The organism is Kitasatospora sp. NPDC091257, assembly GCF_044757675.1.
In the GTDB taxonomy this organism is placed as follows: domain Bacteria; phylum Actinomycetota; class Actinomycetes; order Streptomycetales; family Streptomycetaceae; genus Kitasatospora; species Kitasatospora lactacystinica.
In genome coordinates, this window is record NZ_JBIVVI010000201.1 from 1 (window position 1) to 9,831 (window position 9,831).

The window sequence follows — 9,831 nt, forward strand, 5'->3', positions numbered from 1 at the left end:
GGGGCCGCCGACCGAGGGGCCGACGGCGGAGGTGCCGTCCGGGCCCGGGACACCGCCGACCTGCCCGGTGGGGACGACCTGACGGCGGTCGTCGCCTCGGCGCTGGGCGCCCCGGGCGCCCTCCACGAGCGCCCGCCGGTCACGACCGAGATCCGCCCCGGCGTGCACTGGCTGGCCGACCGCGGCTCCGACCCGCGCGCCACCGACGAGGCGCTCGCCCACTTCCCCTCCGACCCGTCCCACTTCACCCTGGTCTTCCACGGCAAGGGACCGGACGGCGCGCCGCATGTCGACGGAAAGCCCGTCCCGCCCCGCGAGTTGGCCAGGACCGCGCTCGACCTGTACGACCGGGGCGTGTGGGACGGCCGGCCGCTGCGCCTGGCCGGCTGCGACGCCGGCCGCGGCGGCGCGGACTCGTACGCGGGCCGTTTCGTCGCCGCGCTGCGCGAGCAGCGACCGGCGCTGAAGGTCGAGGTGGACGCCCCGGGCGGCACCCTGTGGCTGGTGCCCGACCGCGTCGCGGGCGACGGTTCGCGCCGGCTGGTCGTCACCCGCGACGTCGGCTTCGACAGTGCCGGACTCCCGCGCGTCGAGCCGGGCGGCCACTGGGTCCGGCTCACCGCCCCGGCCGAGCACGCCCCGGCGGAGCACGCCCCGGCCGAGCACGTCCAGGTCGTGGCCACCGAGCTGCCGTCCCACCAGGACGGCGGGTCCGCACCGCTGACCGCCACGCCCGAGCACCGGATCGTCACGCCGGACCCGCAGGCGCACGAGTTCGGCGCAGGCCGCAAGCACCTGTACAACGCGCCGGAGTACGAGACCGTCGCGCAGAACTTCGAGAGGTCCGTCGGCCTGCTCGCCTACCGGGACGAACGGGCGCTGCAAGCAGCCCGGGGAAGTGCGTACCGGCTGTACGAGGTACTGAAGGCGGCGCACGGCGACCCGACCGGCGAGCAGGTCTACCGGGTGTTCCTGAGCAAGGACCCGACCTCGGCCGGGCAGGTCGGTGAGCACCTCACCCGGGACGAGTTCCACGAGCTGCTGGCGAACGGCAACCTCCGCGAGCTGATGACGGCCTTCTTCAACGCCGCCTACGCCCACGACGGCACGCAGGCGCCCGGCTCGTACGGTCTCAAGCAGGTGCTGAACGGCCTGACCGAGCACGGGAGTCCGGCCGCCCGGCTGCGCGAGCTGGGACTGGACACCACCCGGGTGCCGCAGCAGCTGGACTACCTCAACAGCACCACCCGGAAGGTCTCGCACGCGCTGACCGGCGGAGCCAGCTACTTCGACAAGGACTACTTCGCCACCGGTGCGGTCGCGCACCGGGCCCCGATGGCACTCCAGCGGGAGTACCGGGCCAGCTCCGACGCCCGCACGCCGCGGACCGAGACGAATCCACCCGAGCTGGACCGGAAGCTCATCGAGATCCGGATGCCGCTGAGCCCCCGGGAGACGACGTTCCAGGGCGCCGAGGCCTCCCGGACCCTCCAGTGGGAGCCCGGCAACTTCAAGCACGACGTCAACACGGCCTCCACGTGGTACGGCGAGACCCGGAACACCAAGGGAATGCAACTCAGCACCGGCGTCTCGGCGACCGCGGCGAAGATGCTCGGCGCGTTCCGCGCGCTCAAGGTCCCGGACGTTCCGGCGGAGGACATGCTGCTCGCGCTGGTCGGCTGGATGCTGCCGCTGGGCGACCACTCGCTCTACGAGATCCTCAAGGGCGCCGAACTCGCCGGGGAGCTCCCGCCGGTACCGTCGCACCTGTTGACCGAGGCCGCCGCGATGTACCGGCACGTTCCGGGCCTGCCCGAGAGCACCCTGCGCCGGGAGCTCGGGATGCTCCCGCACGAGTCGGTGTACCACGCCCTGGCGAGCCGCTCCCGCCGCAACGGCGGCTTCGAGGAGGAGGGCCTGGAATCCGTTCGCCGGGTGTGGCAGCGGATGGTCGAGCCGGGGCAGGTGCCGTACCCGTTCGAGCGGGAGTGGCTGATGGACAACGGGCTGACGCGGGAGGAGCTCGGCGCGCGGCTGAGCGTGGCCCACGTCGAGGCGCTCAACATCTACACCGGCAAGGCCTACCCGCTGATCAACGTGCTGTTGAAGTTCGACGGACCGTTGCTGCACACCGCGCTGACCAAGCAGATCGACACGCTGCTGACCGGGAAGGTCGAGGCGGTGCCGTCGATGCTCCTGGACCACCCGGAGCTCGGCGGGCTCATCGCCAGTCCCGGACCGAAGTACCGGACGCCCGAGCACACCGCGGAACTCTCCCGGATGGCTCGGGAACTGCTGCCCGAGATCGAGAAGGAGCTGCGGATCCACGCCGAGATGATCATCGAGGCGTTGGACCGGCTGCCGGCCGTGACCGGGGTCGTCTACCGGGGAGAGTGGGGGCTGGGCCGCCTGGACGGCCCGGAGAGCCTGTTCACGGCGGCCAAGCCCGGCAACAAGCAGAGCAGCGCGGGGCTGCTCAGCACCAGCCGGCTGGAGGAGACGGCCCAGGAATTCCTGGCGCCCGACGAGAAGCTCGCCCAGTACCGGCTGGCCCACCGGGTCCTGGCCCGGATCCGCCTGGCGGGCGAGAACGGTGTCGACATCACGCCCTTCTCCCGCTACCGGGACGGGGAGCGGGAGATCCTGGTGAAGCCCGATACCGTCCTCACGGTCACGGGCAGCGGCACCGGCAGCACGAGCACCGGGCCGTACGAGCGGATCGACTACGTGGAGAACGGATCCGCGCGGCCGTTCGAGTGGCAGGACGGTTCGCCGCAGTGGCCCCGGCAGCTCCACGAGAAGCTCAGGTCCCAACTGGCCCGCTTGGCCAACGCGACCGAGGTGCGGTTCCACCGGGACCTCTGGCAGCTGGCCAAGGCCGCGGGCGCCCACGTCGGGCTGCCGGACGCGCGCCGGGCCCAGGCGGCCGCCCCGGACGAGGTCCTGGTCCGCCGGGCGACCGAGCACCTGTGGGACGCCGCGCGGATCACCGCCACCCTGCACGAGGCCGTCGGGCACGGCCTCGCCGAGCTCACGGGCGTGTCCCTGGTCGCCACCCTGGCCCGCACCGAACTCGGTCTGTCTCCGGACCACCGGATCACCCAGGACGACCTGCAGCGGTTCACCGGACAGGTGACCGGCGGGACCGGAACGGGCGATCACGACCTGCGCCGGCTGCTGGCGGTCGCACAGGACGTGGAGTACACCGACCACACCTCGGCCCTGGCCGACCTGCGGACGGCCTGGGAGGCCGTCGGGCGGGCCGACACCGAGCCGGTGGTCCCGGGTGAACCGGGCCTGTACCTGCTGGGGGACCGGCCCGCGGACCACGACGCCCTGGTGCCGCTCCTGACGACGCTGCAGTTCCGGGACGACTTCCTCACCGTGGTGCTGGACACCGTCGGCGGGCGCCCCGCACTGCACGGCACCGCCCTCACCCCGGCCGAGGCCGCGCACGCCCTGTTCAAGCTGGTGGAGGACGGCAGCTGGGACGTCCGCAGGCCGCTGCGCCTGCTGGCCACCGACCTGGCGTCGGACGCCCACCGGTCGTACGCCGACCAGATGCTGAACCACCTGTGGCGGATGGACCGGAGGATCCACGCGCTCGCGGCGGCGGGGAAGGTCTGGATCGCCGCCTCGCCGCTCGGCACCACGCACCTCCTCGTCGCCGAGAAGGTCGGCCTGTCCCTCGTCGGAGAGCAGGTGCACGTCGGCCCCGGGAACTGGGTCTGGCTGGAGCACGGGAGCCGGCCGGAGAAGCTCGGGCCGTACTTCGCGGACGAGAAGACCGAGTTCAGGGTGAGCAACGGCGAGGGAATGCCGCTCGTGGGCCCGGCACCGCACACCGTCGGGCTCAGCACCGAGGTCACCTCCTGGGAGACGCACCCCGATCCGGACCCGGCCGACGACCAACCGGTGCACGAGCCGGGGCAGGAGTCCGAGGGAAAGATCATCGAGCTGGACGACCTGGTGGGGGACGACGGGAGCACCGCGCCCGGATCGCCGACGGGGGACGGGAACGCCGCCGCGGGGCAGCAGACGGGACAGGCCGCCCAGCTGCCGCCGACCTTGCCGCCGGTGTCCGGTCCGGTCGTGCACCGACTGCCGGGCGACGCCTGGGTCCAGCAGGGCCGGCCACTCACGGACACCTCGGGAGGGTTCCACGGCTGGGTGCTGGACGGCACGGTGCTGCCGGAGTTCGGGTACGTCGAGAGCTCGTCCATGTCGTTCGAGATCGTGGGCCGTGTCGACGCGGACGGGCTCCCGACGGTCGACGGGCACCAGGTCACCTCCTGGGAGATGGCCCGTCTGATCGCGGACCTCAAGAAGCACGGGTACTGGAGCGGGACGGGGGACATCGAGCTCGCCGTCCCCCGCCTCGGTGCGACACAGGGCGGCGTGTACCTGGCCACACTCCACGTGTACCTCTCCATGAGGGGCGTGCAGGTCACCCTCCGGGCACCCAAGGAGGACCTCTGGTTCGTGCCGTTCCCCGGTCGCCACATCGGCGATCCCGTGCCGTCCGGGGGCGGTCGGACCTTCGTCGCCTCGTCCTCGACCGGCTACGACTCCCACGGCTTCCCGGTGGTCGCCACGGGCGGTACGTGGATGATGGTCAAGCCCGATGCGGGGCAGAGCGGCAGCAGCGTGCAGATGGTGCCCGCGGTCCTCGAGGTGCCGGCCGGTTACTCGGGGGTTCCCGTCGACCAGGTCGCCACGGAACTCCCGTCGGAGCTGCGGCTCACCGCACCGGCCCCCACTCCGCCGCCGCCGGCCCCGGTGTCGCAGCCGCCGTCGCCGACGGGCACGGGGCCGCAGCAGCCGCCGTCGCCGACGTTCCCGGCGCCCGCTTCGACCGGGCAGGACGGACAGGCCGTGGTGGGCCGGCCGCCGGTGGGGCTGGGTGGCGGGGAGATGCCGGTGCCCGGGCCGCTGCACGAGTGGGTGCAGGCGCTGGACCACCTGTCGTCGGAGGACCGGCGGGAACTCGTGGCGGACGAGGCGTACCTGACGGGCCTGCGCGAGGAGTTGGGGCCGGAGGACTTCGTGCAGGCGGCCGCCAGGCTGCTGGTCGAGGTCGATCCGAGGGCGCACCAGCCGGTGGCGGCGCGGCGGACGGCCGAGGACCTGGTCGTGCGGATGCTGGCGAACAAGGAGGTCGCGGATCGGCTGCTGGCCTCGGGGGTGCGCGTCGTGGTGGTGCCGCGCGACGTCCCGATGACGGAGGTCCCGGGCTTCGCGGCGTCCGGGCACGGCACGGGGGACGGGCGTGACTGGTCGCTGGTCCGGGGGTCGAGCGGTCACGGGCTGGTGCTGATCACGGAGGAGAACCTGCTGGGCACCCGGACGCCGGTGGGACCGCACCGGACGTACGCGGAGGGGTACTCCACGTCGGCGCACGAACTGGCTCACGCGATCCACGAGTTCGGCCTGACCGAGGCGCAGCGGGAGCTCGTGGGGCAGGCGTTCGCGGACCGGAGCGTCTCCGACGCGCTGGCGGAGCTGTTCGGCGAGGAGTCCGTCTCGGCGTGGCCGGACGGCGGGCTCACGGACGGGGGCGGCAACCGGGTCGGGAACTACTCGGCGCGCAACGAGCACGAGTTCTTCGCGCAGCTGGTGACGGCGTACTTCGGCCACAACCACGGCAGCGACCCGTTGACGGGGCTGGCGCGCAACAACGGCGCCGAGTGGGTGCGGGAGAACGTGCCCGAGCTGGTGCCGCTGCTGGAGCACCTCTTCGGGGCCGACCCGCGGGCGGACCACCCGGAGCCGGCGAACCAGGTGAGCCGGGCCGAGGCCGAGGAGCAGTTGTTCACCGGCTTCCGGGAGTTCATGGAGTCGACCGAGCGGGAGAGCCGGTCGGTCGTGCGGCCGAGCGAGGATGAAGTGCTCGGCAGGCTCCGGGCGTTCATGGACTCGGTGGAGGGGGAGAGCCGGTCGGTCGTGCGGCCGGGCGAGGAGGAGGTGTTCGGCAGGCTCCGGGCGTTCATGGACTTGGTGGAGGGGGAGAGCCGGTCGGTCGTTCGGCCGAGCGAGGATGAAGTGCTCGACGGCTTCCGGGAGTTCATCGACTCCACGACGCGGACCGAAGGACAGCACGAGGACGACGGCCCCGTCCTGCAGCCGGGCGACGTCGTCACCGAGGCGAACGGGACGCAGCACACCGTCCTCGGCCCGGTCCTGCCCGCCCGTCCGCCCCGGATCGACGAGCACGGCCTGGCAGCCTCGGACGTGCTGATCGGGCTCGGCAGCACCCGCACCCAGCTCCTGGAGCACTTCACGAGCCGGTTCGCCCAGGTGCTGCACGGAGAGGACGCGGCGGCCAGGACGCTCGCCGAGACCCTGTTCGGCGCGGAGACCCTCCAGGCCAAGCTCACGGCACTGTCCCGGGGCGAGGTCTGGGACGTGCCCTTCTCGGTGGGCACCTGGACCGGCACCGTCCGGGTCGGGGCCGACCTGGGCCGCAGCACCTTCGTCAGGGCGGCCGACGACTTCGAGTTCGAGTACGGCTCGGAGCGGCAGACCTCGGTCGGTGTGACCGGCGACCGCCTGCTCCAGCTGAACGTCGGCGCCCAGGCGAAGTTCAAGTTCGGCAAGCCGGCCGACCTGACCGAGACCGTCGGCTACCAGCACGGCTGGCAGCACGGGACGGCCGACGCCCAGGCGAGCCGGATGGTGGCCCGTGGCAAGACGTCGGAGACCGCCGCCCTGTTCGACACCGTCTTCCGCCTGAAGGCGGAGTTCCTCGACCTCGGCCGGCGCACGGTCGGCGTGTTCAGGGAGGTGCCCTCGGAGCCGGTCCCCCCGGTCGACGTGCAGGCCCAGGTCGCGGTTCCGCTCCGGGAGACCGGCGCTCCGCAGCCGGCCGTCCTTCCGCTGCTGCCCCCGCCCGGGGCCGGGCCGGGCGGGGGCAGGCTGTCCGGCTCGCACATCGTGACGGACGTGTGGGCGCTGCGGCGCGGGCCGGGGGCGACCGAGGAGGCCGAGGGCATCCCGCTCGTCGAGCTGAACGCGCCCAGGACCGCCGCCAAGGGCATGGCCGAGTTCGTCGCGGGCTTCGAGGCGCAGGCGAGGGAGCACTTCGGCAGCACCTGGCCCGCGCTGAGGGCCAGGCTCCTGGAGCAGGTCGACCTGGGCACGCTGCACCAGGACCTCAAGGCGCTGATGTCGGGCGAGACCAGGACGATCGAGGTGGACGGCCTCCTCGGCCCCAAGGCCGTCATCACCCTGAAGAACGCCCGGATCCACACGATCGAACCGACGGCGGAGCTGCCGCCCACCGAGTTCAACATCGCCACCGGGACGTCCCGCTCGCACACGGAGCAGGACACCACCGAGTCGGGGTGGCAGTTCCCGCTGGTGGGCAGCGCGACCGGATCGGCCAAGAGCGGCGGCGCAGGCCTCGGCGCCGGCGTCAGGACCGGCCGGGAGAAGGTCGTGCTGAACGGCGGCGGCGACGAACTGTCGCTGGGCACCAAGGTGAAGACGGCCGGGGTGGTGTTCGAGGGCGAGGCGCGGATCGAGGTCGAGTTCGGGGCCTTCGGCAGGGTGCAGCGCGTCCAGGCCCGCTCGGTCGACGCCGGGCTCGGCTTCCGGGTGGTCGTCGACCGGTCGGAGACCAGCCCGGTCACCCCGGGCCAGGTGGAGCCCGCCCCGCACCCGGACCACGCGCCGCTGCCGCCCGGCGCCCTGGTCCCGCACCCGCCGTCCGGGATCTGGCACGGCTCGGCCGCCTACACCGGGCTGCCCGAGACCACGGTCGTGCGCGACGTGCGCAGCGTCGCACCGCTGCACGCCCGGCTGGACGAGCTCGGGCGCGCCCAGCTGGGGGCGAAGGCCTGGAGCGAGGTCAGGGAGGACGTCCTGCGGGCGTTCTCGCAGTCGGCCGTCGGCGCCCACCTGGTCGGCATGACGCAGGACGTTCCGCTGCGCAGCCCCGCGGTCGCGCTCGGCCCGCTGAGCAAGCTCGGCCTCGGTGTCACGGCGCACGTCGCCGCGTTGACGTACCGGCGGGAGCAGGCGTCGGCGGACCTCAACCCGGTCCGGGAGAGCACGACCTTCGAGTCGAAGCGGCTCCTCGACTCCGACACCTGGAACGTCTCGGCCCAGGGCTTCGGCAAGGGGCCGGTGCACACCCGCGAGAACGTGCTGGACGAGAGCGGCAAGCCGTTCACGGACACCCTCCAGGGCACCGCCACGGTCACCCGCGAGGTGCGTGACCGGGACGGCTGGCGGGGCGGGACCTCGGCCAAGAGCTACGCGAGCGGCAAGTACCGCAGCGCGCAGGTGCTGTACGACGCCCGGTTCGAGCTCCAGCTGACGCTGAACGGCAAGCCGCACGGCGAACACGTCGTGCTGGAGGCCTCGCTGAGCATGGAGCAGGCGCACACCCGGCCCCAGGCACGGAACAGCCGGGTCATCGGCAACCCGTTCGACGGGGCGGCGCCGCGGCCCGACGTGCCGCTGCCCGGGCCGGAGCACACGGGGCAGGCGCCCGCGAACCTGCGGGTCCCGGACAGGCTCGGCCACTCCGACGTGGTGCTCGGCGTCGGCCGGCGCGGCCCGTCCGTGCTGGACGAGGTCCAGCGGCTCCTCGGCACGGTCGGCCCGGTGTCGGCCCAGGCGTCCGTCCGCCTGGCGTCCCAGCTGGACGGGGCCGGCCTGACCGCCTCGCTGTCCCGGCTCAGCCGGGGCGGCAGGCTCAGCGTGGCGGTGGACACCGGGAGCTGGAAGGGGAAGGTGGAGGTCACCGTCGCCCCGCTGGCCCTGCGGCACCGGCGGACGGTGGACGGCTTCGAGTTCGAGCTCGGGAGCCAGCAGCGCACCGTGGTCGGCTACAGCTGGGACCGGCTGAACCGCTGGCGGGCCGGGGCCGCGCTCAAGGGCACCGTCCCGCACGTGACCGTCACCGGCGACTACGCCCGCACCAGGGACAGCGTTCGGGGCCTGACCATCGAGCGCACCGGCGGGACCGGAAGCCGCGGCAAGAGCGTGGAGACGGCCGAACTGTTCGACGGGGACGCCGTGTTCACCGTCCGGTTCATGCCGGAGCGGTTCCAGCGGTCGCTCGCGGGGACGACCGCGGCGGCGCCGGTCCTGGTGGCCGCGCCGCACCGCGACGTGGTGCTGCCCCCGGCGGGCCACAACCCGCCGGCCCTGCAGCTCCCGGACAAGCGGCTCGGCTCCTCCGACATCGTCACCCGGGTCCACCTGGAGGGCGCGGACGGAACGGTGCACACCGGTCCCGAGGCGGTCACCACGGTGGTCGCCGAGCTGCAGCCGAAGGGCCGGGCGGCGCTCGGCCGGGACTGGGAGGGGATGAAGGCCAAGCTCCTCGACGCCCTCGACTTCGACAAGCTGCACCCGCTGCTGAAGCCCATGACGTCGGGCCACGAGATCGTCCTGACGCACGGCCGCAGCACGGTGCGGATCACCGCCTCGGTGGACCGGGTGACCAAGTCGGGCGACGCGCCCCAGGTCGAGTTCAACATCGGCTCCAGCACCCAGACCGCCTTCACCAGCTCCGAGGCCGGCACCAACTCGGGCAGCGGGCAAGCCGACTCGCTCGGGCTCACCGTGCTGGGGACCGTGGGCACCGGCGTGTCCGCCGTGGTCGGCGGCGGCGTCGCCCACACCCGGCGGCAGGACGCGCTGGACCACCGCCGGGACGTCGTGGTGACCGGAACGGCCGTCAAGACCAAGCTCGCGGCCGAGGCGCACCGGGCCGTGATCCGGCTCTCCGTGGTGATGGAGCGGCGTCCCGCCGTACCGCTGTCCCTGGAGACCCGGCCGGTGGTCCCCGCGGTGCGGCGGATCCGGCGGATCTCCTAG

At 73.3% G+C, this 9,831-nt stretch carries 1 protein-coding gene; it reads left to right on the forward strand.

The genetic code is table 11. The features are described 5' to 3' along the window. Positions 1-162 precede the first annotated feature (162 nt). Complete coding sequence (locus ACIQOV_RS12480; RefSeq protein ID WP_401047906.1) at positions 163-9,831, forward strand: hypothetical protein; 9,669 nt, start codon at positions 163-165, stop codon at positions 9,829-9,831.